Source organism: Pseudonocardia broussonetiae, assembly GCF_013155125.1.
Taxonomy (GTDB): Bacteria; Actinomycetota; Actinomycetes; order Mycobacteriales; family Pseudonocardiaceae; genus Pseudonocardia; species Pseudonocardia broussonetiae.
In genome coordinates this window covers 2,242,057-2,268,023 of the sequence record NZ_CP053564.1, presented here as the reverse complement: position 1 = coordinate 2,268,023, position 25,967 = coordinate 2,242,057, and the positions used below count along the sequence as shown (strand labels likewise).

General features: G+C 74.6%; 32 protein-coding genes. 13 read left to right on the top strand and 19 right to left on the bottom strand.

Annotated features, from left to right (window positions below; translation table 11 throughout):
- Positions 1 to 255: 255 nt before the first annotated feature.
- From HOP40_RS11225 to HOP40_RS11215, 3 genes are all read left to right on the top strand, one after another.
- Positions 256 to 921, top strand: coding sequence for an RNA polymerase sigma factor (locus tag HOP40_RS11225; RefSeq protein ID WP_172168215.1), 666 nt, complete (start codon positions 256 to 258; stop codon positions 919 to 921).
- 187 nt (positions 922 to 1,108) lie between these two features.
- The gene (locus HOP40_RS36385; RefSeq protein ID WP_172157438.1) at positions 1,109 to 2,515 is read left to right on the top strand and encodes a DUF5667 domain-containing protein; all 1,407 of its coding nucleotides are present in this window, start codon (positions 1,109 to 1,111) and stop codon (positions 2,513 to 2,515) included.
- Between the two features lie 104 nt (positions 2,516 to 2,619).
- Complete coding sequence (locus HOP40_RS11215) at positions 2,620 to 3,510, top strand: HAD family hydrolase (protein ID WP_172157436.1); 891 nt, start codon at positions 2,620 to 2,622, stop codon at positions 3,508 to 3,510.
- A 7-nt stretch (positions 3,511 to 3,517) separates the two neighbouring features.
- On the opposite strand, the gene HOP40_RS11210 is transcribed toward HOP40_RS11215, so the two are convergent.
- The 9 genes from HOP40_RS11210 to HOP40_RS11170 all read right to left on the bottom strand — a co-directional run bounded on the left by HOP40_RS11210 (position 3,518) and on the right by HOP40_RS11170 (position 11,535).
- Positions 3,518 to 4,528, bottom strand: a complete 1,011-nt coding sequence (locus tag HOP40_RS11210) for a lysophospholipid acyltransferase family protein (RefSeq protein WP_172157434.1) — start codon at positions 4,526 to 4,528, stop codon at positions 3,518 to 3,520.
- Entirely contained in the window at positions 4,525 to 5,562 is a 1,038-nt protein-coding gene (locus HOP40_RS11205) for an NAD-dependent epimerase/dehydratase family protein (RefSeq protein ID WP_172157432.1), read from the bottom strand. The genes HOP40_RS11210 and HOP40_RS11205 overlap by 4 nt, the downstream gene beginning before the upstream one ends.
- A 148-nt stretch (positions 5,563 to 5,710) precedes the next feature.
- Positions 5,711 to 5,812 carry a 30S ribosomal protein bS22 gene (locus HOP40_RS11200; RefSeq protein ID WP_010241351.1) on the bottom strand — a complete coding sequence of 34 codons (102 nt, stop codon included), beginning with the start codon at positions 5,810 to 5,812 and terminating at the stop codon, positions 5,711 to 5,713.
- 126 nt (positions 5,813 to 5,938) lie between these two features.
- Positions 5,939 to 6,142 (bottom strand): helix-turn-helix domain-containing protein, encoded by a 204-nt coding sequence (locus tag HOP40_RS11195; RefSeq protein WP_172157430.1) that lies wholly within the window; start codon positions 6,140 to 6,142, stop codon positions 5,939 to 5,941.
- 148 nt (positions 6,143 to 6,290) lie between these two features.
- Positions 6,291 to 7,103 (bottom strand): pyrroline-5-carboxylate reductase, encoded by an 813-nt coding sequence (gene proC / locus HOP40_RS11190; protein WP_172157428.1) that lies wholly within the window; start codon positions 7,101 to 7,103, stop codon positions 6,291 to 6,293.
- Between the two features lie 35 nt (positions 7,104 to 7,138).
- Entirely contained in the window at positions 7,139 to 7,966 is an 828-nt protein-coding gene (locus HOP40_RS11185) for a thioesterase family protein (protein WP_172157426.1), read from the bottom strand.
- Between the two features lie 61 nt (positions 7,967 to 8,027).
- Complete coding sequence (locus tag HOP40_RS11180) at positions 8,028 to 8,834, bottom strand: sugar phosphate isomerase/epimerase family protein (RefSeq protein WP_172157424.1); 807 nt, start codon at positions 8,832 to 8,834, stop codon at positions 8,028 to 8,030.
- Positions 8,831 to 10,513, bottom strand: a complete 1,683-nt coding sequence (locus HOP40_RS11175; RefSeq protein WP_172157422.1) for a hypothetical protein — start codon at positions 10,511 to 10,513, stop codon at positions 8,831 to 8,833. The genes HOP40_RS11180 and HOP40_RS11175 overlap by 4 nt, the downstream gene beginning before the upstream one ends.
- Complete coding sequence (locus tag HOP40_RS11170; protein ID WP_172157420.1) at positions 10,510 to 11,535, bottom strand: Ppx/GppA family phosphatase; 1,026 nt, start codon at positions 11,533 to 11,535, stop codon at positions 10,510 to 10,512. Before HOP40_RS11170 ends, HOP40_RS11175 begins: the two co-directional genes overlap by 4 nt.
- A gap of 195 nt (positions 11,536 to 11,730) precedes the next feature.
- Between HOP40_RS11170 and HOP40_RS11165 the strand changes: the two genes are divergently transcribed.
- Positions 11,731 to 12,279 carry a BLUF domain-containing protein gene (locus HOP40_RS11165; RefSeq protein ID WP_172157418.1) on the top strand — a complete coding sequence of 183 codons (549 nt, stop codon included), beginning with the start codon at positions 11,731 to 11,733 and terminating at the stop codon, positions 12,277 to 12,279.
- 72 nt (positions 12,280 to 12,351) lie between these two features.
- Here the strand turns inward: HOP40_RS11165 and HOP40_RS11160 are convergent, their stop codons facing one another.
- The 4 genes from HOP40_RS11160 to HOP40_RS11145 all read right to left on the bottom strand — a co-directional run bounded on the left by HOP40_RS11160 (position 12,352) and on the right by HOP40_RS11145 (position 15,736).
- Positions 12,352 to 13,056, bottom strand: a complete 705-nt coding sequence (locus tag HOP40_RS11160) for a response regulator transcription factor (RefSeq protein ID WP_172157416.1) — start codon at positions 13,054 to 13,056, stop codon at positions 12,352 to 12,354.
- On the bottom strand, positions 13,053 to 14,243 hold the full coding sequence (locus HOP40_RS11155) for a sensor histidine kinase (RefSeq protein WP_275691348.1): 1,191 nt from the start codon (positions 14,241 to 14,243) through the stop codon (positions 13,053 to 13,055). The genes HOP40_RS11160 and HOP40_RS11155 overlap by 4 nt, the downstream gene beginning before the upstream one ends.
- A 246-nt stretch (positions 14,244 to 14,489) precedes the next feature.
- Complete coding sequence (locus HOP40_RS11150) at positions 14,490 to 15,233, bottom strand: phosphoglyceromutase (protein ID WP_172157412.1); 744 nt, start codon at positions 15,231 to 15,233, stop codon at positions 14,490 to 14,492.
- The gene (locus HOP40_RS11145) at positions 15,230 to 15,736 is read right to left on the bottom strand and encodes a MarR family winged helix-turn-helix transcriptional regulator (RefSeq protein WP_172157410.1); all 507 of its coding nucleotides are present in this window, start codon (positions 15,734 to 15,736) and stop codon (positions 15,230 to 15,232) included. The genes HOP40_RS11150 and HOP40_RS11145 overlap by 4 nt, the downstream gene beginning before the upstream one ends.
- Before the next feature lie 73 nt (positions 15,737 to 15,809).
- Between HOP40_RS11145 and HOP40_RS11140 the strand changes: the two genes are divergently transcribed.
- Positions 15,810 to 16,316, top strand: a complete 507-nt coding sequence (locus HOP40_RS11140; RefSeq protein ID WP_172157408.1) for a VOC family protein — start codon at positions 15,810 to 15,812, stop codon at positions 16,314 to 16,316.
- On the opposite strand, the gene HOP40_RS11135 is transcribed toward HOP40_RS11140, so the two are convergent.
- Genes HOP40_RS11135 through HOP40_RS11120 form a run of 4 tightly spaced genes read right to left on the bottom strand, consistent with a single transcriptional unit; the run spans position 16,265 to position 20,086 of the window.
- Entirely contained in the window at positions 16,265 to 16,771 is a 507-nt protein-coding gene (locus tag HOP40_RS11135; protein ID WP_172157406.1) for a MarR family winged helix-turn-helix transcriptional regulator, read from the bottom strand. The genes HOP40_RS11140 and HOP40_RS11135 overlap by 52 nt on opposite strands.
- Before the next feature lie 58 nt (positions 16,772 to 16,829).
- Positions 16,830 to 17,882, bottom strand: a complete 1,053-nt coding sequence (locus HOP40_RS11130) for a helix-turn-helix domain-containing protein (RefSeq protein WP_172157404.1) — start codon at positions 17,880 to 17,882, stop codon at positions 16,830 to 16,832.
- Positions 17,883 to 17,942: 60 nt separating this feature from the next.
- Positions 17,943 to 18,902, bottom strand: coding sequence for an alpha/beta hydrolase (locus HOP40_RS11125; protein ID WP_205347155.1), 960 nt, complete (start codon positions 18,900 to 18,902; stop codon positions 17,943 to 17,945).
- 8 nt (positions 18,903 to 18,910) lie between these two features.
- Positions 18,911 to 20,086: a serine hydrolase domain-containing protein gene (locus tag HOP40_RS11120; RefSeq protein ID WP_172157402.1), complete on the bottom strand. Its 1,176-nt coding sequence runs from the start codon at positions 20,084 to 20,086 to the stop codon at positions 18,911 to 18,913.
- 174 nt (positions 20,087 to 20,260) lie between these two features.
- Here HOP40_RS11120 and HOP40_RS11115 point away from each other — a divergent pair, with 174 nt between their 5' ends.
- Positions 20,261 to 20,809, top strand: coding sequence for a dihydrofolate reductase family protein (locus HOP40_RS11115; protein WP_172157400.1), 549 nt, complete (start codon positions 20,261 to 20,263; stop codon positions 20,807 to 20,809).
- Positions 20,810 to 20,832: 23 nt separating this feature from the next.
- Positions 20,833 to 21,258 (top strand): VOC family protein, encoded by a 426-nt coding sequence (locus tag HOP40_RS11110; RefSeq protein ID WP_172157398.1) that lies wholly within the window; start codon positions 20,833 to 20,835, stop codon positions 21,256 to 21,258.
- A 6-nt stretch (positions 21,259 to 21,264) separates the two neighbouring features.
- On the opposite strand, the gene HOP40_RS11105 is transcribed toward HOP40_RS11110, so the two are convergent.
- The gene (locus HOP40_RS11105; protein ID WP_172157396.1) at positions 21,265 to 21,597 is read right to left on the bottom strand and encodes a YnfA family protein; all 333 of its coding nucleotides are present in this window, start codon (positions 21,595 to 21,597) and stop codon (positions 21,265 to 21,267) included.
- 144 nt (positions 21,598 to 21,741) lie between these two features.
- Here HOP40_RS11105 and HOP40_RS11100 point away from each other — a divergent pair, with 144 nt between their 5' ends.
- From HOP40_RS11100 to HOP40_RS11085, 4 genes are all read left to right on the top strand, one after another.
- Complete coding sequence (locus HOP40_RS11100) at positions 21,742 to 22,353, top strand: FMN-binding negative transcriptional regulator (protein WP_172157394.1); 612 nt, start codon at positions 21,742 to 21,744, stop codon at positions 22,351 to 22,353.
- A gap of 68 nt (positions 22,354 to 22,421) precedes the next feature.
- Positions 22,422 to 22,754 carry an ArsR/SmtB family transcription factor gene (locus HOP40_RS11095; RefSeq protein ID WP_172157392.1) on the top strand — a complete coding sequence of 111 codons (333 nt, stop codon included), beginning with the start codon at positions 22,422 to 22,424 and terminating at the stop codon, positions 22,752 to 22,754.
- Positions 22,751 to 23,233: an SRPBCC family protein gene (locus HOP40_RS11090; protein WP_172157390.1), complete on the top strand. Its 483-nt coding sequence runs from the start codon at positions 22,751 to 22,753 to the stop codon at positions 23,231 to 23,233. Before HOP40_RS11095 ends, HOP40_RS11090 begins: the two co-directional genes overlap by 4 nt.
- A gap of 11 nt (positions 23,234 to 23,244) precedes the next feature.
- Positions 23,245 to 23,859 carry a maleylpyruvate isomerase family mycothiol-dependent enzyme gene (locus tag HOP40_RS11085; RefSeq protein ID WP_172168211.1) on the top strand — a complete coding sequence of 205 codons (615 nt, stop codon included), beginning with the start codon at positions 23,245 to 23,247 and terminating at the stop codon, positions 23,857 to 23,859.
- A 250-nt stretch (positions 23,860 to 24,109) separates the two neighbouring features.
- Here the strand turns inward: HOP40_RS11085 and HOP40_RS11080 are convergent, their stop codons facing one another.
- A complete protein-coding gene (locus HOP40_RS11080) occupies positions 24,110 to 24,559 on the bottom strand; it encodes a hypothetical protein (RefSeq protein ID WP_172157388.1) in 450 nt (149 codons plus the stop codon).
- A gap of 249 nt (positions 24,560 to 24,808) precedes the next feature.
- Here HOP40_RS11080 and HOP40_RS11075 point away from each other — a divergent pair, with 249 nt between their 5' ends.
- Both HOP40_RS11075 and HOP40_RS11070 read left to right on the top strand, forming a co-directional pair.
- Complete coding sequence (locus HOP40_RS11075; RefSeq protein ID WP_172168209.1) at positions 24,809 to 25,159, top strand: ArsR/SmtB family transcription factor; 351 nt, start codon at positions 24,809 to 24,811, stop codon at positions 25,157 to 25,159.
- Positions 25,156 to 25,830, top strand: coding sequence for a cation efflux transmembrane domain-containing protein (locus HOP40_RS11070; protein ID WP_240157625.1), 675 nt, complete (start codon positions 25,156 to 25,158; stop codon positions 25,828 to 25,830). Before HOP40_RS11075 ends, HOP40_RS11070 begins: the two co-directional genes overlap by 4 nt.
- Positions 25,831 to 25,967: the final 137 nt, after the last annotated feature.

Here is a 25,967-nt window from a genome sequence, read left to right as displayed (position 1 = left end):
CCGCTACAGCCGTCTCAACGCGTCAGCTCCCCACTTCGACGCGGAACTCACCCAAGGGAGTGGCATGCAGCCTGTCGTCAGCGCACCGCGGGCCGACCCTCGGCGTCCCGCCCGATGCGCGCGGTCCGCCGGTCGGGAGGCATGACCCGTCCGATGCGACCGTCCCGGCTGCTCCGCACCGACACCGCCCGCCGCCCCGCGGGTGGGGAGGTCGACATGACCCAGACAGCGCCCCCGGCGGCCCCCGAAGCCGCCATGCCGTTCCCCCGGCAGCGCCCCCGCGCCGCCGCCGAGCTCGCCCCCGTCGACGCACCGGCCCCCGAACCGGTCGCGGACACCCCGCACGAGGACGCCATGGACGACGCCGAGCAGGCCGACACCGGCGCCTGGTCGCTCGTCCGAGCCGCCCAGGAGGGCGACATGGCGGCGTTCAGCGAGCTGTACGAGCGCTACTACGACGTCGTCTTCCGCTACGTGCTCTTCCGCATGAACGACCGGAACCTGGCCGAGGACGTCACCCAGGAGGCGTTCGTCCGGGCGCTGCGGCGCATCGGCTCGGTCACCTACCAGGGCCGCGACATCGCCGCCTGGTTCGTCACCATCGCCCGCAACCTGATCTTCGACCACGTGAAGTCGAGCCGGTACCGGCTGGAGTCCACGACCTCGGACATGATCGAGCTCTCGCCCAGCACCCACGGCCCCGAGCAGCAGGTCCTCGACGGCGCCACCAACGAGGAGCTCATCCGGTGCGTCCGCAAGCTGAACCCCGACCAGCAGGAGTGCATCACCCTGCGGTTCCTGCAGGGGCTGTCGGTGGCCGAGACGGCGCGCATCATGGATCGCAACGAGGGGGCCGTCAAGGCCCTGCAGCACCGCGCGGTGCGGCGCCTCGCCCAGCTGCTCCCCGAGGGGTTGCGATGACCGGGCGCTATATCGCCCCAGCCGCCCCAGGCGTTACGGGTGCGGCGAACGAACGACTCGATGCGGTGAACGGTCTCACAGCCGTAACCCCTCGCCCGGAGGCTCGTTGTACCGGCGAAAGTCGAGCAAGCGCAGCAGGACCGGGCGCCGCGACGCAGAGCGCAGGGATGCAGTGAGGACGGCAAACATGCCCGCCGGACAGGGCAAGGACGCAGAGCAGCTGGACGCCGCGATCGAGCAGGGGACACCCCCCGGTTCCGTCGCGGACCCCGAGCTCGCGCGTGATCTGGAGATCGTGGCGATGCTGCGGTCCCGGCGTGCGGCGTACGACCCGCACCCCGAGGACCGGTCGCGCGCGAAGCAGCGCCTCATGGAGGCTCTGCTCGCGGCCCAGGCCGAGGACCGCGCCGCCGCGGCCTCCCCGGCCCCCCACGCCTCCGAGCTCACCGCACCTCTGCCCCTCGTCACCGCGCCACCCGCCCCGGTCTCCGGGGCCACCGACGAGACCGCCGTGATCGGTCGCGTCACCGACGACGAACCCGCGGTCGCGCACGAGGACGGCGGCACCGCCGTCGAGTCCCCCGTGGTGCGCCCCGCTCGCCCGGGCCGGCACAGCCTGCCGACGCGCCCGGGCTCGCGGTCGCGCTCGCGCGCCGCGTCGCGCCCGCCCTCGCGCGGGCTGCGCCGCCGCTTCGCGATGGTGGGGGCGGCCACGATGGTCGCCCTCGTCGCCATCGTGACGGCGGGCAACTTCGCCAGCCGCAACGCCCTCCCCGGCGACGCGCTGTACGCGATGAAGCGCATCTCCGAGGACACCGGCCTCGCGTTCACCTTCGACGACACCGAGCGCGCGCAGCGCTACCTCGCGCTCGCCACCACCCGGCTCGACGAGGTGGAGCGGCTCGTCCAGGCCGGTGCCGCCGCCGGCAGCGCCGACCCGGCGCTGCTCGCGGCCGCGATGCACGACTTCGACGAGTCCACGGGCGAGGGTTCGCGGATGCTGCTGAGCACGGAGGACGCGTCCGGCGCCCCCGCTCTCGGCGACCTCCGCACCTGGGCCGCCGAGCAGGCCGCGCGCCTGTCGCTGCTGCGGTCCTCCCTGCCCGACCCGGCCGTCGCCGACGCCGACACCTCGCTCGCGCTGCTCGACCGCCTGGTCGGCCGCACCGAGGCCCTCGAGGCGCGGTCGTCCTGCTCCGACGTCACCTCCAACACCGTCGACGACCTCGGCCGGCTCCCGGCCGAGGGCACCTGCTCCCCCCGGGCGCAGGTCGCCGACGACCCCGCCACCACCGAGGACGAGAGCGTCACGCCGACCACCACCCCGGACGGCACCTCGCCCGCGACCTCCAGCACCGCCCCGGGCGGCACGACGACCACGACCCCGGGCGCCCCGTCGTCCGAGAGCGGCGGCCTGCTGCCCGACCTCGGTCCGGACGGCCTCCCGCTGCCCGACGAGGGCCTGTCCACCAGCGGCGGCTCCTCCGACACCTCCGGGGGCGGCGAGGGCGACGTGTCGATCCCGCTGCCGCTGGTGCCGCCGATCCAGCTGCCGCCGCTGCTGCCGGGCCTGCCCGGCGTGTCGATCGGCTGACGCACCACGCTTGTGCACGACCGGGACCGCCGCGGGGATCTTCCCGCGGCGGTCCCGCTCGTTAGGGTGGGCACACCGATCGTCGTCGTCCTCGAGGAGCCCAGGTGACAGGCGCAGGAGACGCCCCGCGCGGGATCGACGCGTCGACGGCGCTCGACCCGGCCGTCCGGGCCGGGGAGGCCTCGGCGGCCGCCGCGGTCGCGGCCGGCGACAGCGGCCCGGGCGACGTGCCGCTGACCGACCTCACCGCCGCGGCCTTCTTCGACGTCGACAACACCATGATGATCGGCGCGTCGATCTTCCACTTCGCCCGCGGGCTCGCCGCCCGCAAGTTCTTCACCAGCTCCGACCTCGCCGGCTTCGCGTGGCAGCAGATCAAGTTCCGGGTCGGCGGCCGGGAGAGCACCTACTCCACGACGACGGGGCGCGACACGGCGCTGTCCTTCGTCGCGGGCCGCAGCGTCGACGAGATCACCACGCTGGGCGAGGAGATCTACGACGAGCTGATGGCCGACCGCATCTGGGCCGGCACCCGCGCGCTCGCCCAGATGCACCTCGACGCCGGGCAGCGGGTCTGGCTCGTCACGGCCACGCCCGTCGAGCTGGCCCTGATCATCGCGCGGCGCCTGGGCCTCACCGGCGCGCTGGGCACCGTCGCCGAGAGCGTCGACGGCGTCTACACCGGGCGGCTCGTCGGCGAGATCCTGCACGGCCCCGCGAAGGGCCACGCCGTGCGCGCGCTGGCCGTGTCCGAGGGGCTCGACCTGCGCCGCTGCACGGCGTACTCCGACTCCGTCAACGACGTGCCGATGCTCTCGGCCGTCGGCACGGCGGTGGCGATCAACCCCGACGCGTCCCTGCGCGACATCGCCCGCGAGCGCGGCTGGCAGGTCCGCGACTTCCGCACCGGCCGCCGGGCCGCCCGGATCGGCGTGCCGTCGGTTATCGGTGCGGCCGCGGTGGCCGCCGCGGGCCTCGCGGTGCGGCGGCGCTGACCCGCTCTCAGCCCAGGAACGCGTTGCGGCGCTGGGACAGCAGCCGGTAGAGCGTGTGCTGGATCGTCTCGCGGACCTGGTCGGTCAGGTTGAACACGAGCATCGGGTCGTCGGCCTCGCCGGCGCCCAGGCCCTCGGTGCAGATGGGCTCGCCGAACTCGATGTACCACTTCGACGGCAGCGGGATCAGCCCCAGCGGCCCCAGGTGCGGGAACAGCGGCGTGACGGGGAAGTACGGCGCCCCGAACAGCCGCGCGAGCGCCTTCACCTCGCCGATCTTGGGGTAGATCTCCTCGGCCCCGACGATCGAGCACGGGATGATCGGCACGCCGGTGCGCAGCGCCGCCGACACGAAACCGCCACGGCCGAAGCGCTGCAGCTTGTAGCGGTCGCGGAACGGCTTGCCGATGCCCTTGAAGCCCTCCGGCCACACGCCGACGAGCTCGCCCGCCGACATCAGGCGCTCGGCGTCCGGGGTGCAGGCCAGCGTGCTGCCCTGCTTGCGCGCCAGCGAGCCCAGGACGGGCAGCTGGAACATCAGGTCGGCGCCCAGCATCCGCAGGTGCCGCTGCGCGGGATGGTCGTCGTGCAGGGCCACGGCCGTCATGAGGGAGTCCAGCGGCAGCGTTCCCGAGTGGTTGGCGACGATCAGCGCGCCACCGGTGTCGGGCACGTGGTGCATCCCGATGGTCTCCACGCGGAACCAGCGCTCGTAGAGCGGGCGCAGGGCGGGGAGCAGGACGTTGTCGGTGAGCTCGGCGTCGAACCCGAACTCGTCGACGGTGTAGTCGCCCGCGAGCCGCCTGCGCAGGAACGCGAGCGCCTCGGTGAGCGCCTCCTCCCACTCCGCGACGGGCTCCGGCTCGGGCTCGGGTGCGGGCACCGGCTCGGGCTCCGGGGCGGGCGCGCTGCGGCTCTCGCCGAGGCGCCAGCGGGTGCGGGCCCCGCTGCGGTCGGCGTGCAGCGGGATGACGTGGGCGTCGGACACGGCGGCCCTCCTCGCGTCGGCGGGCGTCATCGCAGCGTCCTGGCCGCGGCGAGCACGCCGCGCTCGACCGTCTCGATGGACTCGGCCGAGACCACGGGGCGCAGGGCGCGGCCGCGGACGTAGTCGTCGAACGCCTGGGTGGTGGTCCAGCGCGGGGTGAACCCGAACTGGCTGCGGAGCCGGGCGGTGTCGACGACCCGGCCGAAGTTGAGGAAGCGCATCTGCTCCGGGGAGAAGTCGACGAGCCGCGCGCCGCGGAAGATCCGGCTCACCGGGCCGACGGCCCCGCTGGGCACCGGCAGCGGCACGCGCCCGGCCCGCCGGATGGCCTGGGAGAGCAGCAGGACGCCGTCGGCGGCCACGTTGTACACGCCGGGCAGGTCGTGGCTCGTGGCGCGCTCCAGGACCGCGAGGGCGTCCTCCTCGTGCAGCAGCTGCACGCGGGCGTCGTAGCCGAGCACGGTGGGGATCACCGGCAGGGAGAAGTAGCGGGTGAGCACCGTGTCGATGCGCGGGCCGATGAAGTTGGAGAACCGCAGCACGGTGACCGAGACGTCGGGGCGGCGGCGGCCGAAGCCGCGCAGGTAGCCCTCGATCTCGACGGCGTCCTTCGCGTAGCCGCCCGAGGGCAGGTCCTTCGGCGTGGTCGTCTCGTCGAACAGCGCCGGGTCGCGCGGGCTGGAGCCGTACACCGCGGTGGTGGACTTGAGCACCATGCGCCGCACCGACGGCGCCTTCTGGCACGCCGCGAGGAGCTGCATCGTGCCGATGACGTTCATCTCCTTCATCGTGGCGCGCCCCCCGGACGACCCGGGGTTGGCCGACAGCGACGCGTGCACGACGGTGTCGACGGAGGCGTGCTCGATGACCTTGGAGATGAGCGGGTTGCGGATGTCGGCGCGCACGAACTCGGCGCGGCCCATCCGGCGCAGGAGGTCGCGCGGTGGGGGGACGGTGTCGACCCCCAGCACGCGGTCGATGTCGGGGTTGGCGGCGAGCCGGGCGGCGAGGTGCCCGCCGAGGAACCGGCTGACCCCCGTGACGAGCACGACAGATGGCGTCACGGACCTACTCCGAAGAACGATCGATGCGGTGAGTGGCCGATGCTAGACCCTGCGCACCCACCGCGCGTCGGGTCGTGGCCACCGACACGATGTGCAGGGACAGGGGGCCACGGACCCGGTGCGGCCGGCGGTCACCCGCCGGCCCGCCTCACTTGCCGAGCTTGCGACGCTGCACGCGGGTCTTGCGCAGGAGCTTGCGGTGCTTCTTCTTCGACATCCGCTTGCGGCGCTTCTTGATGACTGAACCCATGCTGGGTGCCTTCCTGGTCTGCGGGTGGAGCGGGCGGGCCCGGCTGCACGGCGCCGGTGGTGCGGAGATCGGCGCCGGCCGGGAGGACGACCGGTGGTCCACCTTACCGGGGCACTCGCGCGGGTATCAGCCCGCGTCGAAGTAGGCGTTGCGGAGGTAGTCCTCGACGGCGGGCTTGGGCACGCGGAACGAGCGCCCGACCCGTGCGGCCGGCAGTTCGCCGGAGTGCACGAGGCGGTACACGGTCATCTTCGAGACCCGCATGGTCGCTGCGACCTCGGCCACGGTCAGGAACTGCACCTGGGCGAACCCGTGCTGTTCGGACGCCATCCCGCTCACCGCTTTCGTCTGGTCACCAGACACGGCACTGGTGTTCTGCGTGAGCTTAGCGGTGCCCCTGTGACGACTTCGACACGCATCGCCACTCGTGCGTGCAGTTCAGCCCCGCGTCAGGGTGAGAGGCGGTCGTCCGATCGGGTCACCGCCCTGCCGCCGCGCGACCCAGTTCGACCGATCGGTCGCGCGCCGCCTCGATCGCGGCGATCAGCGCGGCCCGCACGCCGTGCTTCTCCAGCTCCCGGATCGCGGCGATCGTCGTGCCCGCGGGCGAGGTGACGGCCTCGCGCAGGATCACCGGGTGGTCGTCGGACTCGCGCAGCATCAGGGCCGCCCCGAACGCCGACTGCACGATGAGGTCGGCGGCCACCGCGCGCGGCAGGCCGAGCAGGATCCCGGCGTCGATCATGGCCTCGACCAGGAAGAAGAAGTACGCCGGACCCGAGCCCGACAGCGCGGTGACCGCGTCCTGCTGCGACTCCGGGACCCGGACGACGCGCCCGACGGCCCGGAGCATCTCCTCGACGGCGGCGAGCTGCTCCTCGCTGCTGTGCGCGCCGCCCGACAGCGCGCTCATCGCCTCCCCCACCAGCATCGGGGTGTTCGGCATGACACGGACGGCGGCGGTGCCGGCGGGCAGCGCCCCCTCGACGACGGCCAGCGGGACGCCCGCGCACAGCGACACCACGAGCGTGCCGGGGCGCACCACGCCCGCGAGCTCGGCGAGCACCGGCACGACGTCCTGGGGCTTCACGGCGATGACGACGATCTCGGCGTGCGCCGCGGCGGCGGCGACGTCCACCCCGGCCACGCCCAGGCGGGCCGTCAGCTCCGCGGAGCGCTCCGGGTGCCGCTCGGTGAACACCAGGTCGCCCGGCGACCGCCCGGCCGCCAGCAGCCCGGCCAGCAGGGCCTCCCCGATCTTCCCCGCCCCGAGCACCGCGATCCGCGTCATGGCCGAGACGGTAGTCGGGGCCGCCCCGCCGGTGATCAGTCGGTCAGCGGGGCCAGCGCGAGCTGGCGGGCCTGGCAGACCAGCCGGCCCGCCGCGTCGACGACGGTGGCGTCCTCGTCGAACCAGGTGCCGGCGACCGTCCGCGACCGCGACTCCACCCGCAGCCAGCCGGGGGCGGGCTTCGCGCGGAGCAGGGCCGTCAGCTGGACGGTGGGGGCCCAGCCGAAGCGGCCGGTCACGTTGAACACGGTGGGCGGCAGGATGTCGCCGGCGAGCATCGCGAACAGGACGTCGGTGGGCTCGTCGCGGGGGCGGGTCCAGCCGCGCACGACCGGCGGGCCCTGCTCGCGGCGCGCGAACGGCATGGACGCCTGGTCGAAGCGCAGGTCGCACGAGGAGGACAGGCCGAACACCGCCTTCTCCTGCGAGCCCGGGTCGAACGCGTCAGCGGGCGGGTCGGCCGGGAGGTCGGGCAGGTCGGCGTAGTGCGGCTCGGCGTCGGGCAGCGTGCCGCCGGTGACGGTGGCCGCGAGCATCGCCTTGCCGCCCTGGCTCATCCGCACCTGCACGACCGACACCGTGCGCCCCAGCTTGAGGACCTCCGTCGTCAGCTCGACGGGGCCGGGGTCGGGGGCGCGCAGGAAGTCGGCCGCGACCGCGAGGGGGTCGGGGGCCGCGCCGGGGGCGTCGGCGGCGAGGCGGGCGAGCCCGGCCTGCGCGAGCAGCACCATCAGCAGCCCGCCGTGCGCCTTGGGGCCCACCGTCCAGTGCGGGCCGAGCTCGGCGCCGAAGCGGCCGTCACCCAGGTCGTCGATGGCGATGGCGCGGCGGAACGGTGCCGTCGCGGTACCCGTCGTGGTCATGGGAAAGCTCTACCACGCCACCGCCGCGCGGCCGGTGTGATGCGCGCCGAGGAGGGTGCTCCTAGGACAGGGCGGGGTCGGGCGCGGCCTGCAGGTGCAGCCGCGCGAACAGCAGCGACTCGGCCAGCAGCGACGTCCGCTCGTAGCGGGTGCGGCAGCGGCGCGTGCTGACCTCCAGCACCACCACCCCGGCGAACCCGGACGCGACGAGGCGCTCGCAGACCTCCGCGCACGGCTGCGTGCCGCGCCCGGGCACGAGGTGCTCGTCGCGGGGGGCGCCGCTGCCGTCGGTGAGGTGCAGGTGCGTGAGCCGCTCCCCCATGCGCTCGAGCATCGCAAGGGTGTCGGAGCCCGCGGCGGCGGTGTGGGAGAGGTCGAGCGTGTAGTGGGCGTGCCCGACGTCGGTGGGGTCGTAGCCGGGGCTGTAGGGCACCGTGCGGATCGCCCCGCGCCGCAGCGGGAACATGTTCTCGACGGCGAGCGCCACGCCGCTGTACTCGCCCGCGCGCGCCACCTCGTCGGCGAACTGCGCGGCGTAGCGGCGCTGCCAGCGGAACGGCGGGTGCAGCACGACCGTGGACGCCCCCAGCTGCGCCGCGGCCTCGACGGAGCGGCGGATGCGGACGATCGGGTCGGCGCCCCACACGCGCTGCGTCACGGCCAGGCAGGGCGCGTGCACGGCGAGGACGGGAACGCCGTGGCGCTGGGCCAGGCGGTCGACGGCGGCGACGTCCTGGCTCACCGGGTCCGACCACACCATCAGCTCGACGCCGTCGTACCCCAGCTCCGCCGCCACCTCGAACCCCGCGGCGACCGGTTCCGGGTAGACCGATGCCGTCGACAGGGCGACGGGCGGCGAGAGCCTCATCTGCCCATGAGTACCAGGATCGCGGGCGACACGGTCAGGAGGAGGCCGACGAGCACGGCGAAGACGGTCGTGCGCCGGTCGTCGTTGTGCAGCAGGGCGCGGACGACCACGACGAGACCGACCGTGACGAGCACGGCCGAGGCGAGCGCGACGACGGGCAGGTTGCGCCACAGGAACCGGAACAGCACCCACAGCACGGCCCCGCCGAGCGCACCGGCGATCCACTGCACCACGACCGCGGCCCACCCGGTCGAGGCGCCCTCGCGGGCCGAGGAGCCGCGGCCCAGCCGGCGCTCGCGCGGGGGCGGGACGTCGTCGTCGGCGTCGAGCGGGCGGCCGCCGAGGCCCGCGGGGCCCTCGCCGGGGCGGACCGGGGCCCGGTCGTCGAAGCCCCGGTCGTCGAAGCCCCGATCGTCGAATCCGCGGTCGTCGGCGTCGTCGAAACCGGCCGGGTGGTAGCCGGTGCTCTCGAGGCCGTCCTCCTCGAGATCGGTTGCCGCGCCGTCGCGGCGGGCGTCGTCGGTGCGGGCGCGGTGCCAGTCCTCGGCCCCGACCGGCGCGACGCCGACCATGGTCGAGGGGCCCTCGTCGGCGTCGTCGTCGGCCGGCGCCTGCTTCGGGATCGGGCGGGTGAAGAGGTCCTCCTCCACCGGGTCGTCGTCGCGGTAGCGCGGCATGACGTCGGTGGGCCGGTCGCGCTCGGGCGCGGCGGCGGGGCCCTGGGGCGCCCCCTTCGCGAGGCTCGGCTGCGCGGTGACGGGGGGCGCGGCCGGCGGGCGTGCGGGCGGGGCCGCGGGGCGGGTGGGGGCCTGCTGGGCCGCCGGGCCGTTGCGCGTCACGCCGTCGGGAGCCGCGCCGGGGGTGACCGCGCGGTACTGGGCCGTCCCGTCCTGCGCCGTCCCGTCGTGGGCCGTCCCGTCCTGCGGCGGCCCGTCGTAGCGCGCACCGTCCTGGCCCGGGCCGTCCTGACGGGCGACGTCCTGGCGGGCGCCGTCCTGGACCGCACCGCTCCGGGCCTGGTTGTTGCCGGCCTGGCCGTTCTGGGGCTGGGTGCCGGGGGCGGGCTGGGTGCCGGGGGCGGGCTGGGTGCCGGGGGCGGTCCCGCTGCGGCCCTCCTGCGGCCCCGCGTCCTGCGGCGGGCGGTTCTGCGTGGGGGCGTCCTGCGGCGGGCGGTTCTGCGTCGGGGTGTTCTGCGGTGCGCCGTTCTGGGCCGGCGCGTTCTGAGCGGGGGCGTTCTGGGCCGGACCGCCCTGCGCCGGCCCGCCGCTCCGCGTCGGGGCTCCGTTGCGGGCCTGCGGGGCGTTCTGGTTCCCCGGGCCGTTCTGGGGCCCGCCGTTCTGGGGCCCGCCGTTCTGGGGCCCGCCGTTCTGGGGCCCGCCGTTCTGGGGCGCCCCGTTCTGGTGCGGCGGGGCCTGCCGGGACGGTGCGCCCGGACGCGCGTCGTACGGCTCGCCCCGCGGCGGGGCGGGCTGCACCGGCTCGCGCAGGACCGAGCGGTCCGGGGCCGCGACCGGCGCGTCGGCGGGAGCGGCGGGCGGCGGACCGGGCGGGGCGCCTTCGTCGAGATCGTCGCTCTCCCGCCGGCGGCGACGCCGACCGGTGGACGCACCACCGCTGCCGTGCTCGGCGAGCAGCTCGGCGACGGTGCGCTGACGGGGGTGGTCGGTCTCGGAACTCATCCAGTACACCGTGCCTCGTACGACGTCAAGCGTCCAAGTCCGTCCGGCGCGTCCTGCGCCGAGCGGTCGGTCTGTGCCGAGGGCGGGCGGGCGGAGCCCTCCAGCGTGTCGAGCCGCCGGAGGATGACGCCCTCCCGCAGGGCCCACGGGCAGATCTCCAGCTGCGTGATCTGCAGGGCGCGCATGGCGGCCTCGGCGACGAGCGCGCCGGCCACCAGCTGGTGCGCGCGGCTGGCGCTGACGCCCTCCAGCTCGGCGAGGTCGCCCGCCGACATCCGCGTGATGAACGCGGCGAGCTGGCGGAGCCCGACGTCGGTCAGCGCGCGCCGCACCCGCGGCCCCTCGCTCGACGGCGCGGCCCCGGTGAGGCGGGCCAGCGACCGGAACGTCTTCGACGTGCCGACCGCGAGCTCCGGCGCACCGGCCCGGCGCAGCCGCCGCGCGACGGGGGCGAGCTCGGCGTCGAGGTGGGCGCGCAGGGCGTCGATCTCCCGGCGCGAGGGCGGGTCGGAGCGGAACCACTCGCGCGTCAGGCGTCCCGCGCCCAGGGGCAGCGACGCGGCCACGGCGGGGTGCTCGTCGCGCCCGGCCGCGAGCTCCAGCGACCCGCCGCCGATGTCGAGCACGAGCAGGCGTCCGGCCGACCAGCCGTACCAGCGCCGGACCGCGAGGAACGTGTACCGCGCCTCGTCGTCACCGGGCAGCACCTGCAGCCGGACGCCGGTCTCGTCGCGGACGCGGGCGAGCACGGCGGCGGAGTTGGTGGCGTCGCGCAGGGCGGAGGTGGCGAACGCGAGGACGTCGGCGCAGCCCGCCTCGGTGGCCGCGGCGCCGGCCTTCGCGACGGCCCGGACGAGCGCGTCGGCCCCGGCCGGGGTGAGCGCGCCGTCGGCGTCGAGGTTCTCGGCGAGGCGCAGCTCGTCCTTCTCCGAGGTCATGGGCGTGGGGTGGCCGCCGCGGTGCGCGTCCACCACCAGCAGGTGGACGGTGTTGGAACCGACGTCGAGCACACCCAGGCGCACGGCTGCAGGCTACTGCCCGTCGTGATCCGGCCGTGACCGAACCCGTCACACCCTCCCCCGCGCACTGCGCACGCCCCCCGGCGCACCTGCCGCGCACTCGTACCCACCGGGCGGTGCGCCTGCCCCTCGGCACCGTGACCGGCAGCGGCCGGCCCGCGTCCTGCAGTGCGCACGGCGTAGCGCGCATCTCCAGACATGGCACTGAGGGCCTCGGCGTGCTATGGCCGGGACCGGGTTCTGCGCTACCCTGCCCCACGCCAGATTCCCGGTGACGGAAGGTCGACGATGACTGCGGCGAGCCCCGGCGAATCCGAACCCGTCTTCCGGCTCGTCTACCGGAGTCACAGCAGGATTCCGGCCGAGGATCGACCGAAGGTGCTCGCGCGCATCTTCGACGTCGCCCGGTCCCGCAACAAGGCGGCGCGCGTCACCGGCGCCCTGCTGATCACCGATCACTACTTCGTCCAGGCCCTCGAGGGCGACGAGGCAGCGGTGCGGTCGCTGTTCGACAGCATCAACAGCGACGAACGGCACACCGACGTCACCATCGTCGAGGAAGGCACCTGGGACGAGCGGACGTTCTCCCGGTGGTCGATGGCGCAGGTGTCCGCCAGCGGGAAGGCCGACATCCCGCTGCACAGCAACCACGGCGAGATCCACGCGGCGGCCCGGTCGTCGCTCACCCGCGAGCAGATGGCTCTGCTGAAGCGGATGCGCAACACGATCGGCGCCGACGCGGTGTGAGTCGAGTTCTGCGGGATCGCCCGGTCCTGCGCATCTTGGCGGGGCATCGATCCGGTCGTGTGCCGCCGGCGGTCAGGCCTCGAACTTGTACCCGAGCCCCCGCACCGTCACCAGGTGCTTCGGGGCCCCCGGGTCGGTCTCCACCTTCGACCGCAGTCGCTTCACGTGCACGTCCAGCGTCTTCGTGTCGCCCACGTAGTCGGCACCCCAGACGCGGTCGATGAGCTGGCCGCGGGTGAGCACCCGGCCGACGTTGCGCAGCAGGTACTCCAGCAGGTCGAACTCCTTGAGCGGCAGGGCCACGTCCTCCCCGCCCACCGACACGACGTGCCGCTCCACGTCCATGCGCACCGGCCCGGCCTCGAGCACCGCGCCGCTCCCCCGGCCGCCGGGGCCGTCGGCCTCCGGGCCGCCCTCGCCGCCGCGGCGCAGCACCGCGCGGACACGGGCGATGAGCTCGCGGGCGGAGTAGGGCTTGGTGACGTAGTCGTCGGCGCCCAGCTCCAGGCCCACGACCTTGTCGATCTCGCTGTCGCGGGCCGTCACCATGATCACCGGGACGGCGGAGCGGGTGCGCAGGGCCTTGCAGACGTCGGTGCCGCTCATGCCGGGGAGCATGAGGTCGAGCAGCACGATGTCGGCGCCGTTGCGGTCGAACTCCTCCAGCGCCTCGTGCCCGGTGACGGCCACGGCCGTCGTGAAGCCCTCCTTGCGCAGCAGGAACGCGAGCGGATCGGCGAAGGACTCCTCGTCCTCGACGATGAGCACCCTGGTCATGACATCTCCTTCGCGCGCAGTTCGGTGGCGCCCTCGGGCTCGTCGGCCTCGTCGAGGTCGTCGAGCTCGTCGGTGTGGACCGGCAGGCGCATCGTGAACGTGGAGCCGGTGCCGGGACTGCTCCACAGCCGCACCTCGCCCCCGTGGTTGGCCAGCACGTGCTTGACGATCGCGAGCCCCAGCCCGGTGCCGCCGGTGGCGCGCGAGCGGGCGGGGTCGACGCGGAAGAAGCGCTCGAACACGCGCTTCTGGTGCTCGGGGGCGATGCCGATGCCGCGGTCGGTGACCGAGACCTCCACCCAGTCGCCGACGCGCCGCCGCGACACCGACACCGACGCCTCGGCGGGCGAGTACGCGATCGCGTTCTCGACGAGGTTGGACAGCGCGGTGACCAGCAGCGTGCGGTCGCCGTCGACCTCCAGGCCGGTGGGGCGGTCGACGGTGATGTCGATGCGCGCCCGCTCGGCGGAGATCCGGCTGCGGGCCATGGCCTCGCGGACCACCTCGTCGACGTCGACGACGCACAGCTCCGGCAGCCGCTCGGCCCCCGTCAGCCGCGACAGCGCGATCAGCTCGGTCACCAGCGCGCCCAGCCGGTTGGCCTCGCTGAGGATCTTCGCGCTGAACCGGCGCACCTCGACGGGGTCGTCGGCGGCGTCCAGCACCGCCTCCGCGAGCAGCCCCACCGCGCCGACGGGCGTCTTGAGCTCGTGGCTGACGTTGGCGACGAAGTCGCGGCGCGTGGCCTCCAGCCGCACGGCGTCGGAGGTGTCGGCCGCCTCGGCGACCGTGTAGCCGTCACCCAGCGGACGCACGTCGGCGACGACGGCGGCGGGCTGGCGGCCGCGGTGGCCCAGCGGGGAGAGGTCGACGGTGGCGGGCTGCCCGGTGCGCTCGGCGCGCTGGCACGCCGCCCACGCCCGCGCGTCGGGGAGGCCGGACTTCACGAGGCCGAGCTCGACGGCGCGGTCGTTGTGCAGCACGACGTCGCCCGCGCGGGTGAGCACGGCGAGGCCGGTGTCGGAGGAGCGGAACACCCGCTGCAGGAGGTCGGCCATGGGCGGGCCGGGCGTCGGCGGGGCCGGGACGGGAGCGGGCTCGACGCGCCGCCGCGCGGTCCGCGCCCCGACGACGACGCCGAGCGCGAGAGCGGCGGCCGCGATCAGCACGCACAGCAGTGCGGTCACGGGCGGCATCGTAGGCAGGCGGGGGGCCGCGATGGCCAGCCCCGGGGCCCGGTCGTGACCGCCGTGACGTCCGGGAACGCGATATTTCGGCCGTCGTTCACGCGGCGTTCACGACGCCCGCCGTCCACCACCCGATTGCAGGAAAGCCACGTTCACGCAACGAGGTTGCGTGAACGTGGCTTTCCTACAACTCGGGAGGGCGCGCCGCGAGGGCGCCGCGCGGGGCTGCGCGAGGGCTGCGGGCCCTCAGCGCCCCTGCGCCGCCACCGCCGCCGCGGCGTCGGCCGCCGCCTGCGGGTCGAGGTAGGTGCCGCCGGCGACCGTCGGGCGCAGGTCGTCGTCGAGGTCGTAGCGCAGCGGCATGCCGGTGGGGATGTTGAGCGCGGCGATGTCGGCGTCGGAGATGCCGTCGAGGTGCTTGACGAGCGCGCGCAGCGAGTTGCCGTGCGCGGCCAGCAGCACGGTCTTCCCGGCGCGCAGGTCGGGCACGACCGCCGACTCCCAGTAGGGCAGGAACCGCTCGACGACGTCCTTGAGGCACTCGGTGCGCGGGACGGGCGCACCGGCGTACCGGACGTCGCCGCTCTGGTCGAACTCCGAGCCGACCTCGATCTCCGGCGGCGGCGTGTCGTAGGAGCGGCGCCACAGCATGAACTGCTCCTCGCCGAACTCGGCGAGCGTCTGCTTCTTGTCCTTGCCCTGCAGGGCGCCGTAGTGCCGCTCGTTGAGCCGCCAGTCGCGCGTGACCGGGATCCAGTGCCGGTCGCACGCGTCGAGGGCGAGGTGCGCGGTCGAGATGGCGCGGCGCAGCAGCGAGGTGTGGACGACGTCGGGCAGCAGCCCCGCCTCCCGCAGCAGCTCACCGCCGCGGCGGGCCTCCTGCTCGCCCGTCTCGGTGAGCGGCACGTCCACCCATCCGGTGAACAGGTTCTCGGCGTTCCACACGCTCTGCCCGTGACGGAGCAGCACCAGGGTTCCCATGGCGATCACTCTGCCAGCCGGGCCTCCTGCCGCGGGGACCGGCCGGGGAACGCGGCCGGGGCGTCGAGCCCCTCCAGGATCGCGGCGCCGATCTCCCGGAGCTGGCACACCTGCTCGGCGGACAGGCGGTCGAAGACGTGGGAGCGCACGGTGGCGACGTGCCCGGGGGCCGCGGCGGCGAGCACCTCGAAGCCGGCGTCGGTGAGCCGGGCCAGGGTGCTGCGGCGGTCGTCGGGGCAGGGGACGCGGCTCACCCAGCCGTTGGCCTCCAGGCGCGACACGGCGTGCGAGAGCCGGCTCTGCGAGCTCTGCGTCATGACGGCGAGGTCGCTCATCCGCGCCGTGCGGCCGGGGACGTCGGACAGCATCGCCAGGATCAGGTAGTAGGTGTGGGGCAGCCCGGAGTCGCGCTGGAGCTGGCGGTCCAGAGCCGCGTCGAGCAGCGTCGTCGCGGCCTGGAAGGTCAGCCAGGCCTCCAGCTGGTCCTCGGTGAGCCACCGGTCGTCCGTCACGGCGCCACCGTAGCGCAAATCAGTTGAGCTTTCATGTGTTAGCCTGTTGAACGTTCAAGCGAAGGAGGCTCCGATGCCCGTCCAGCGGCTCAACCACGCCGTCCTCTACGTCCGCGACGTCGACGCGAGCGCGGCGTTCTACCAGCAGGCGCTCGGCTTCCGGCCGGTCGCCGGCATGCCCGGCCGCGCGGTGTTCCTGCAGGCCGAGGGCTCGACCAACGACCACGACCTCGGCCTGTTCGCGATCGGGGCGCAGGCCGGAGCGTCGACGGCGGGCCGCGGCACCGTCGGGCTCTACCACCTGGCGTGGGAGGTCGACACGCTCGCCGAGCTGCGCCGCATCGCCGGCGTCCTGCGCGAGCACGGCGCGCTGGTCGGCGCCTCCGACCACGGCAGCACGAAGGCGCTCTACGCCCACGACCCCGACGGCATCGAGTTCGAGGTGAGCTGGCTCGTGCCCGCCGACCTGCTGGGCGAGGACACGGGGATGCGCACCGCCGCGCTCGACGTCGACGCGGAGATCGCCCGCTACGGCGCCGACACCCGCGGCGGCGTGGGGGTCTCGATCCCGGTCGGCTGATCGGGGTCGGCCGCCTCGTGCAGGCTGCCGGTGAGCTCGGTCAGGACCGACCGCAGCTCGGCGATCTGGTCGTGGCTCATGCCCGTGGCCTGCACGACGCGGCGCTGGATGTCGGGCACGCGCTCGCGCAGGGCGCGGCCGGCGTCGCTGAGCGAGACCAGGACCGAGCGCTCGTCGCTCTCCTGGCGGCGCCGCGCGACGAACCCGGCCGCCTCGAGGCGCTTGAGCAGCGGCGACAGCGTGCCCGTCTCCAGCTGCAGCGCCGACCCGATCGCGGTGACCGTGGCCTCCTCGCGCTCCCAGAGCACGATCATCACGAGGTACTGCGGGTAGGTGAGACCGATGGCGTCGAGCTGGGGCCGGTAGCAGCCGATCATCGCGCGGGAGGCGGCGTACAGCGAGAAGCACAGCTGCTCGTCGAGGTCGGTCGACGCTGCGGTCTCCGGCTGGGCCATCGACCCACTGTAGGCCCGTGAGCACGTGCTCTCACCCCGGCCCCGCGAACCGGGACGTTCAGCCCATCGGGTTGCCCCGCACAGGTGCGGGGAGGTCGAGGACCCGGGAGTGCCGCAACCGCCACACCAGGTACGCCATGCCGACGCGCGAGCGCCCGAGCCCGTCGAAGGGGTCGAAGCCGAGCACGTCGGCGATCACGTCGAGGCGGGTCTGCATCGTGCTGTGGTGGACGCCCGCGAGGCGCGCGGCCTGCCGCACCGACCCCGCGCGCACCACGGCGTCGAGCGTCGGACCGCCCCAGGAGTGCGTCATGACGGTGTCGAGCACGTCGACGTCGGGCAGGTCGGCGTCGGCGGGCGTGTCGGCGAGCAGCGCGACCAGGCCGCCGTAGTCGTCGGCCTGCACGCTGGGCAGCTCGGGCGGCAGGCACAAGCGCAGCGCGACGAGCGCCGTGCGGAACGAGCGGTGCAGCTGCTCCACCGGCCCCGCGACGCCGGTGCCGGCCGGGCTCGCGACGACGGGCGGGTGGTCGTGCGGCACGACGACGGCGTGGATCGGCCCGAAGGGCGTGGGCACGACGTCCTGCGGCCCGGCGGGGTGGTCGGTCCAGGCGGCGAACAGCGGCGCGGCGACGACCCGGTGCCGGCACCCGGCCGCCAGGCCCAGACGGGCGGCGGCGGTGCGGCGGTCGTCGACCGGCACGGACGCGTCGAGCAGCAGCCCCAGCTCGCGGCGGTTGTCGAGGTCGCGGCGCCCGCGCCCGTGCCGGATGCGGACGGCCAGCGCGAGGCGCTCCAGGATGATCGCGTCGTTGACGTGCGGGGCGCCGTCGCGCTCGAGCCACACCGAGAGGCCCTCGGAGGCGCTGCCCGCGTCGGCCGGCACCAGGACCTCCTCGGGCCGGACGTCGCCGCGCGGCGTGACCCGCATCGACCGGCGGGGGTGGTCCTGGTGGTAGCCGGCCGTGCACCCCGACAGCGACGCCGCCGCGCTCAGCAGCGCGCGCGTGTTGACGTTGCCGATGACGAGCTCGTCGAAGCACGCGATGACGCGCAGGCTGAGGCTGGCCTCCGGGTCGAGCGCCGAGATCCGGCCCAGGAGCTCCTGCATCGCCACCACCGCCCTGTGACCAGTTGGCCGACCCTACCGCTCCCGACCCCGCCCGACCGCTCAGTCGGCGAGGACCTTCTCCACCCAGGCGTCCCGGGTACCGATCATGCCGCGGGCGAGCACGGTGTGCGGCGCGAAGATGTCGAAGGCGTGGAAGCCGCCCGACCACACGTGCAGCTCGGCGTCGCCGCCCGCGGCCCAGATCCCGTCGGCGTAGGCGATCGCCTCGTCGCGGAAGATCTCCGCGGCGCCGACGTCGATGAACGCCGGGGGCAGCCGTCCGAGGTCGGTGGCGCGGGCCGGGGCGGCGTAGGGGGAGACGTCCGGCCCGCCGCGCGCCGCGCCGAGCAGCGCCGTCCAGCCCGTCTCGTTGCTGACGCGGTCCCACACCCCGACGCCGTCGAACTGGCCGGTCGACGGGGTGGTGCCGCGGTCGTCGAGCATCGGGTAGTCGAGCACCTGCCCGCACAGCCGCGGCCCGCCGCGGTCGCGGGCGGCGAGCGCCAGCCCGGCGGCGAGCCCGCCGCCGGAGCTGGCGCCGGCCACCAGGAACCGGTCGCGCCGGATGCCGAGGCGCTCGGCGTGGGTCGCCGCCCACTCGCACGCCGCGTAGACGTCCTCGCGCGGGTAGGGGTCGGGGAACTCCGGCGCGAGCCGGTACTCCACGGCCACCAGCACCGCCCCGAGCCGGTCGACCCAGTCCAGGACGAGGTCGGCCCCGCTGAACCGGTCGCCGAACATCAGTCCGCCGGAGTGGACGAACAGCACGCCCGGCCGCGGGCCCGACGCCGCGGTCGGCCGCAGCACCGACACGGTGATCGGGTCGCCCCCGTGCCCGGCGATCGTCTCCTCGTGCCGCGCGATCGGCCGGCCGCGCAGGGTGTCCTCGATCGGCGGCGACGCGTAGGAGCGCCGCATGAACGCGATGAGGTCCGGCGTGATCGTCGGCGGGAACACCCCGCCGACGACGGCCAGCCCGGCCTTCAGCTCGGGGTCGAAGTCGGGCCGCGCCGTCGTCACGGGGTCTCCTACAGGGACGCGTACAGGGCGGTCTCGAAGTCCCCGTACATCTTCCACGCCTCGTGCTCGGTGATGAAGGGCAGCGAGTTGGTGTAGATCGACGCGCAGATCCCCGTCGTCCGGTCGACGAAGAAGTGCGTGTTGAACAGGCCCGCCCAGGCGCCGGTGCCCGCGCGGCGGCGCCCCGGGAGGTCCTCGGTGTTGAGCATGAGGCCGTAGCCCCACTTCCAGCCCGGGCCCGCGTGCATGGTGTCGGTGATGGGCGGGTCGGCCGTGGGGATCTCGGCCGGGAAGTCGAGGTCGCCGATCTGGTTGGAGAACGCGGCGTCGACCGTCGCCTCCGACAGGATCCGGGCGCCGTCGAGCTCGCCGCCGCGCAGCAGGGCGCGCTCGAACCGGATGTAGTCGCGCGGGGTGGAGTACAGGCCGTGGCCGCCCGCCCACCAGTCCGGCTCCTGGTTGAGGATCTCCCCGGCCGACGTCCAGGCGCCGTCCTCGCCCTTGACGTGCACCGTCACGGCGTTCGCGGTGCGCCCGGCGTCGAGGCGGAACATCGTGTCGTCCATGCCCAGCGGGCCGGTGATGCCCTCCTTGACGACGACGTCCAGCGTCGTGCCGGCGACGGCCTCGACGACCTTGCCGAGCCAGTCGGTGTTGATGCCGTAGGTGTAGCGCTCGCCCGGGTCGTGCAGCAGGGGCGCGCCGAACGCCTCCTTCTTCCCCGGCACGACGTTGGGGGTGCCGGTGGCCGCCTCGAACTGCACGAGCTGGTCGTTCCAGAACCAGTACCCCAGCCCCGACGTGTGCGTGACGAGCTGGTGCACGGTGGCCCTCGACGCCGGCGCGCGCAGCCGCGGCGTGTCGCCGTCCCATCCCTCGAGCACCTGGACCTGCGCGAACTCCGGGCAGTACTCCTCGATCGGGGCGTCGAGGTCGAGCTCGCCGCGCTCCTTCTGCTGCAGCGCGGCCGTCGTCGCGACCATCTTGGTCATGGACATGATCCGGAACTGCGTGGACGTCGTCACCGGGTCGGAGCTCTCGCCCACCACCCGGACGCCCGCGCCGCCCTCGTAGACGATGCCGTCGCGGTCGGCCGCGATCGCGGCGACGTGCGGGACCGCGCCCGCGTCGACCGCTCCCTGCAGGACCCTGTCGATGGCGGTGCCGTCGATCGTCGAACCCATCTGCTGACCTCCGTTGGCCGTGGACGATGTGGGCGCCATCGTCCGGAGTCCGGGCGGGCGCCGTAACCGACAGCGGTGCGCAGGTTCGGGTGCGCCGGCCGCCATGTGGCGGGTCGGCCCGATGAGTTCCGCCGGCGGCGGCGGTCGGACCCGTCACGACCACGAGGAGGACCCATGGCCACCCTGCTGTACTCCGCCACGATGTCGCTGGACGGCTACATCGCCGGGCCCGGCGGCGACATGTCCTGGCTGACCGAGCACCTCGGTGGTCCGAACCCCACCGCCGACCGGCTGCTGGCCGGCGTCGGCGCGATCCTGGCCGGGCGCACCACCTACGGCGGCGACGACCCCCACCGCGGCACCGAGCAGGAGGGCGCGTTCGGCGGCGCGTACACCGGCCCGTCGGTCGTGCTGACGCACCGCCCGCCCGACGACCCGCCGCCCGGCGTCGTGTTCTCGTCCGACCTGCACGAGGCCGTCGCGCTGGCGTCGGAGGCGGCGGGCGAGCGGTACGTCAACGTCCTGGGTGCCGACGTCGCCCGGCAGTGCGCCGACGCCGGGCTGCTCGACGAGGTGCTCGTGTTCGTCGCCCCGGTCCTGCTCGGCGACGGGACGCGCCTGTTCCACCGCCCCGGCGGGCCGTCGGTGCGGCTGGAGCCGGTGCCCGGCGAGACGGAGCACTGGTACCGGGTCGTCCACCGACCGGCGGTCACCACGGCGTGACCCACGCCACTAGCGTCGCGGACATGACCCCTCCCCCCTCCACCGGGCTCCACCACTTCGCCGCGACCGTGCGCGACGTCGAGGCCAGTGCCGCCTGGTACGAGCGCGTGCTCGGCCTGCAGCGGATCCCGGCGCCGTTCCCGCACTGGGGCAACGAGGAGAGCGGTCACGCGGTCGTGCTCATGCACCCCGAGAACGGCCTGGCCATCGGCCTGCACCACCACGTCGCCAACGGCGGCGAGACGGCCCACGAGTCGCGCACCGGGCTCGACCACCTCGCCATCGGCGTCGCGCACCACGACGACCTCGACCGGTGGGCGGCCTGGCTCGACGAGTCGGGGGTCGAGCACTCCGGCGTCATCGACGCGACGGAGCCGATGCCCTACTCCGTCATCGTGTTCCGCGACCCGGACAACATCCAGCTCGAGCTGGCCTACATGGGCGGGTGACGCCGCTCAGCCGCGCGGGGCGTACATGATCACCGCGACGCCGGCGAGGCAGACCAGCGCACCGACCACGTCGTAGCGGTCGGGGCGGTAGCCGTCGGCGACCATCCCCCACGCCAGCGAACCTGCGACGAACACGCCCCCGTACGCGGCGAGGATCCGGCCGAACTGGGCGTCGGGCTGGAGGGTGGCGACGAAGCCGTAGGCGCCGAGCGCGATCACGCCCGCCCCGATCCACACCCACCCCCGGTGCTCGCGGACGCCCTGCCACACCAGCCACGCCCCGCCGATCTCGAACAGGGCGGCGACGACGAACAGTGCGACCGACCGGGCGATCAGCACGGTCCCGGCTCCTCGCCGAGGGTCGCGGTGGGGCGGGGGGTGGGCACGCGGGGACGGTAGACCAGCCTCCCGCGCACGTCCGGACGCACGCGGGAGGCCGGCGGATGCGCAGTTCGCGCGGCCGGCGCTCGTAGAGTCGGGGGCGTGTACGTCCCCACCCACTTCGCACCCACCGACGACGACGTGCGGGAACTGCTCCGCCACCCCGGCGCCGCCGACCTGGTGACGGCCGGCCCGGACGGGCCGGAGGCGACGATGCTGCCGTTCGTGCACGACCCCGACCGCGGCGTGCTGCTGGGCCACTTCGCCCGCAACAACGACCACTGGACGCGGGCCGACGGCCTCCCCGCCCTGGTGATCGTGCGCGGCCCGGACTCCTACGTCAGCCCCTCCTGGTACGCCTCGAAGGCCGAGCACGGGCGCGTCGTCCCGACCTGGAACTACGTGACGGCGCACGTGCGCGGCCCCGTCACGGTGCACGACGACGTCGACTGGGTGGAGCAGGTCGTGCGCCGGCTGACCGACCTGCACGAGACCGGTCGGCCCGCCCCGTGGAGCGTCGACGACGCCCCGGAGAAGTTCCTGCGCGGCCAGCTGCGGGCGATCGTGGGCGTCGAGGTGCGCATCGACCGGATCGACGCGAAGTTCAAGCTCAGCCAGAACCGCCCCGCCGCCGACGTGGACGGCGTGATCACCGGCCTGGAGTCGGTCGGCGACACGGCGGGTGCGCGGGCGGTGGCGGCGCACCGACCCTGACGCCCGGGCCCCCCACGGCGGCCGGGACCGTTGCGCACACCGCATCCGTACGTCTAGCCTTACCGTTCGTGACGGCTTACGGAGATGCGGGGCTGGGTCTGCTCGGCGACCCGACCCGCCGCGCCATCTTCGAGCTGCTCGCCCGCGGGCCGCTCTCGGTCCAGCAGCTCGCGGACCGGCTCCCGATCAGCCGCCCGGCGGTCTCCCAGCACCTGCGCGTCCTCAAGGACGGCGGCCTGGTCGACAGCCACGCCGAGGGGACCCGGCGCATCTACCGCCTCGACCAGGCCGGGGTGACCGCGCTGCGGGCCTGGCTGGACGGGGTCTGGGCCGACGCCCTGACCGGGTTCCAGAAGGTCGCCGAGACCCCTCCCCCCGAGCCCCGACAGGAGACCCCATGACCACGACGGCCCCGATCCCCCCGATCACCGACAGCGCCACCGTCGCGGTGCCGATCGACGAGGCGTTCCGGGTGTTCACCGGCGAGGTCGACGCCTGGTGGCCCCACCAGTTCCACATCGGCGCGGCCGAGGTGGAGGAGGTGGTCCTGGAGCCCCGCGTGGACGGCCGCTGGTACGAGCGCGGCGTGGACGGGACGGAGTGCGACTGGGGCCGCGTGCTCGTCTGGGACCCCCCGCACCGGCTGGTGCTCACCTGGCAGATCAACGGGTCCTGGCAGTTCGACCCCGACCCCGCGCACGCCAGCGAGATCGAGGTCCGGTTCACCGCGAGCGGCCCGGCGGAGACCGTGGTCGACGTCGAGCACGGCTCCTTCGAGCGGCTCGTGGGCGGCGGGACGATCAACGACGCGATCCGCGGTGGCGGCGGCTGGGTGTTCCTGCTCGACGGGTTCGGCGCGGTCGTGGCGGGCCGGTCGTGACCGGCGACGCGATGGCCCTCGCGCGGGACGAGCGGGCCGACCTCGCCGACCTCCTCGCCACGCTGACGCCGGCGCAGTGGGACGCGCCGTCGCTGTGCGCCGGGTGGCGCGTCCGCGACGTCGTGGCGCACATGTTCAGCTACGAGGAACTGAGCACGGTCGGCCTCGTCGCGCGGTTCGTCCGGGGCGGGATCCTCCCGGACCGGGTCAACGGCGCGGGCGTCGCGGCGTACGCCGGTCGCAGCCCCGACGACCTGCTCGCACTGGTCCGGGACCACCAGCAGCCCCGGGGCCTCACGGCCGGGTTCGGCGGGCGGATCGCCCTGACCGACGGCGTCATCCACCAGCAGGACATCCGCCGCCCCCTCGGCCTCCCCCGTGAGATCCCCGCCGACCGCCTGCGCGTCGCGCTGGACTTCGCGCGCACCGCGCCGACCATCGGAGCGGCGAAGCGCGTGCGCGGACTGGCGCTGGCCGCCACCGACCTGGACTGGAGCGCCGGCACCGGCCCGGTGGTCGAGGGGCCCGCCGAGTCCCTGCTGATGGCGATCGCCGGGCGGCGTGGCACCGCGCAGGAGCTCACCGGCCCGGGTCAGCCGGTCCTCGCCGCCCGCGTCCCGGAGTGAAATGGAACCGTTCCACACTTCCTGAAGAACGGCACGACGAGCGATTCGCGATCATTGCGGGCGGCGCGAGCGCATTTGCAGGAGATCTGCATTCTCGACGGCGACGAACCGCTGGTGATCCCATTACGACAATGGTGCCGTCGTGCACTGCGACCACCTGTCGTCGCGATCGGAGCACGGGCGCGCGGCGGGACCGGGATGCCGTGGCGCATCCCGGTCCCGCCGTCCGCCGTCGTGCGGCCGCCGGACGTCAGGCGGGGGTGATGACCGCGTTGGCGTCGGAGTCGGCGTCGCACGGGGCGGAGCCGTCCTCCAGCTCGTCGACCAGGACCGCGACGCTGACGTCGCACACGTTGGCCGCCACGGTCACCGGCACCTGCACGGCGACGTCGCTGAGGTTGACGTTGACCAGGCCGGACTGCCGCGGCGCAGGACCGCTGCTGGACGTGGTGATGGCGTCCGCGTCACCGGTGGCCGTGCAGTCCGCCGCCCCGTCCTGCAGCTGGGACACCAGTACCGCGACCGTGACGTCGCAGATGTTGGCGGCGATCGCGATGGGGACCTGCACGTCGAGGTCGGACACGTTCACGTTGATCAGGCCCTCCTGGGCGGGCGGGGGCTGGGCGACGGCGGGGCCGGCGAGACCGATGGTCGCGGTGGTGGCCAGTGCTGCTGCCGCGGCGGCGATTCGTGTGCGCATCGTCAATTCCTGTCGGTGGGTCGAATGGGACCAGCCCGGCATACCCATGCCGATTCGCCGACAACCCGGGTTCATGCCCCACGGGCTCGAATTGCTCCGACCGCCGCGCAGGATGCGCCACTTCCGCGCACGGTTGCTGCGAACGCGACGCGCTGCGTGTCCGGTCGCAGCGAATGGGGGCTGCACCGTTCCACCGGGAGCCCGACCGCGCTTCCCATCGTCCTCAGCCGCTACCATCGCTGCGTGACGATGAGTTGTGGTGCCGTCGACGTGGTGCCGGCCGTGGCGCTGTTCCGGTCCCTGGCCGACCCGGCGCGGCTGGCCATCGTCCTGCGGCTGGCCGAGGGCGAGGCCCGGGTCGTCGACCTGACCCGGATGCTGGGGCTGGCGCAGTCGACGGTCTCCCAGCACCTCGCGTGCCTGCGCGACTGCCGGCTCGTCGACTCCCGCACCGAGGGCCGGCAGTCCTACTACGCGCTCACCCGCCCCGAGCTGATCGACGTGCTGCGCAGCGCGGAGGTGCTGCTCGCGGAGACCGGGGCCGCGGTCGCGCTGTGCCCGGCGTACGGCGCGCCGGCCCCGGTGGAGCAGGCGTCGTGACCGCCGCCGCGCCCACCGCCGAGCGGCAGGCCGTCCTGCGCCGCCGCGTCCGGTGGCTGGTCGCGGGCACGATCACCTACAACCTGGTCGAGGCCGCCGTCGCCCTCACGGCCGGGACGATCGCCTCGTCGGTGGCGCTGATCGGGTTCGGCCTGGACTCGCTGATCGAGGTCGGCTCCGCGGCGGCCGTCGCCTGGCAGTTCGCCGGCCCCGACCCCCGGCGCCGCGAACGGGTGGCTCTGCGGGTCATCGCCTGGTCGTTCTTCGCCCTGGCGGCCTACGTGGCGGTCGAGTCGGCCCGGGCGCTGCTGGGCGGGGCCGACGCGGAGCACTCGACCGTCGGCATCGTCCTGGTGGCCGTGAGCGTCGTGGTGATGCCGTTCCTGTCGCTGGCGCAGCGCCGGGCGGGGACGGAACTCGGGTCGGCCAGCGCGGTGGCCGACTCGAAGCAGACCCTGCTGTGCACCTACCTGTCCGCGGCCGTGCTCGTCGGCCTGGTGCTCGACGCGGCGCTGGGGTGGTGGTGGGCCGACCCCGTCGCCGGTCTGGTCCTGGCCGTCCTCGCCGTGCGGGAGGGCCGTGCCGCGTGGCGCGGGGACCTGTGCTGCGCCCCGCCGCCGGTGTCCGGACCGGCGGCGGAGGCGTGCTCGGACGGCTGCTGCCCGCCGTAGCGGCTCGGGCCTGCGCCCGCAGGTCCGGGTTCCGCTGCCTGGAAGGGCTGGGGCGGATCGTTGACCTCGTCGGAGTGCCTCGAGAGGCTGGCGGAACGAGGCCCGCGGTAGCCGGGTGGTGCTGGCCCGGGACGGGA

Bases quoted from the DNA above. Each gene is read 5' to 3' on its own strand.
- HOP40_RS11225 (WP_172168215.1), top strand. From the start codon at position 256: ATGCCGTTCCCCCGGCAGCGCCCCCGCGCCGCCGCCGAGCTCGCCCCC.
- HOP40_RS11120 (WP_172157402.1), bottom strand. From the start codon at position 20,086: ATGGGTTCGACGATCGACGGCACCGCCATCGACAGGGTCCTGCAGGGA.
- HOP40_RS11090 (WP_172157390.1), top strand. From the start codon at position 22,751: ATGACCACGACGGCCCCGATCCCCCCGATCACCGACAGCGCCACCGTC.
- HOP40_RS11210 (WP_172157434.1), bottom strand. From the start codon at position 4,528: ATGACGCCCGCCGACGCGAGGAGGGCCGCCGTGTCCGACGCCCACGTC.
- HOP40_RS11085 (WP_172168211.1), top strand. From the start codon at position 23,245: ATGGCCCTCGCGCGGGACGAGCGGGCCGACCTCGCCGACCTCCTCGCC.
- HOP40_RS11080 (WP_172157388.1), bottom strand. From the start codon at position 24,559: ATGCGCACACGAATCGCCGCCGCGGCAGCAGCACTGGCCACCACCGCG.
- HOP40_RS11110 (WP_172157398.1), top strand. From the start codon at position 20,833: ATGACCCCTCCCCCCTCCACCGGGCTCCACCACTTCGCCGCGACCGTG.
- HOP40_RS11195 (WP_172157430.1), bottom strand. From the start codon at position 6,142: ATGGCGTCCGAACAGCACGGGTTCGCCCAGGTGCAGTTCCTGACCGTG.
- HOP40_RS11140 (WP_172157408.1), top strand. From the start codon at position 15,810: ATGCCCGTCCAGCGGCTCAACCACGCCGTCCTCTACGTCCGCGACGTC.
- HOP40_RS11185 (WP_172157426.1), bottom strand. From the start codon at position 7,966: ATGACCACGACGGGTACCGCGACGGCACCGTTCCGCCGCGCCATCGCC.
- HOP40_RS11115 (WP_172157400.1), top strand. From the start codon at position 20,261: ATGGCCACCCTGCTGTACTCCGCCACGATGTCGCTGGACGGCTACATC.
- HOP40_RS11180 (WP_172157424.1), bottom strand. From the start codon at position 8,834: ATGAGGCTCTCGCCGCCCGTCGCCCTGTCGACGGCATCGGTCTACCCG.
- HOP40_RS11160 (WP_172157416.1), bottom strand. From the start codon at position 13,056: ATGACCAGGGTGCTCATCGTCGAGGACGAGGAGTCCTTCGCCGATCCG.
- HOP40_RS36385 (WP_172157438.1), top strand. From the start codon at position 1,109: ATGCCCGCCGGACAGGGCAAGGACGCAGAGCAGCTGGACGCCGCGATC.
- HOP40_RS11075 (WP_172168209.1), top strand. From the start codon at position 24,809: ATGAGTTGTGGTGCCGTCGACGTGGTGCCGGCCGTGGCGCTGTTCCGG.
- HOP40_RS11165 (WP_172157418.1), top strand. From the start codon at position 11,731: ATGGCACTGAGGGCCTCGGCGTGCTATGGCCGGGACCGGGTTCTGCGC.
- HOP40_RS11200 (WP_010241351.1), bottom strand. From the start codon at position 5,812: ATGGGTTCAGTCATCAAGAAGCGCCGCAAGCGGATGTCGAAGAAGAAG.
- proC (WP_172157428.1), bottom strand. From the start codon at position 7,103: ATGACGCGGATCGCGGTGCTCGGGGCGGGGAAGATCGGGGAGGCCCTG.
- HOP40_RS11135 (WP_172157406.1), bottom strand. From the start codon at position 16,771: ATGGCCCAGCCGGAGACCGCAGCGTCGACCGACCTCGACGAGCAGCTG.
- HOP40_RS11130 (WP_172157404.1), bottom strand. From the start codon at position 17,882: ATGCAGGAGCTCCTGGGCCGGATCTCGGCGCTCGACCCGGAGGCCAGC.
- HOP40_RS11175 (WP_172157422.1), bottom strand. From the start codon at position 10,513: ATGAGTTCCGAGACCGACCACCCCCGTCAGCGCACCGTCGCCGAGCTG.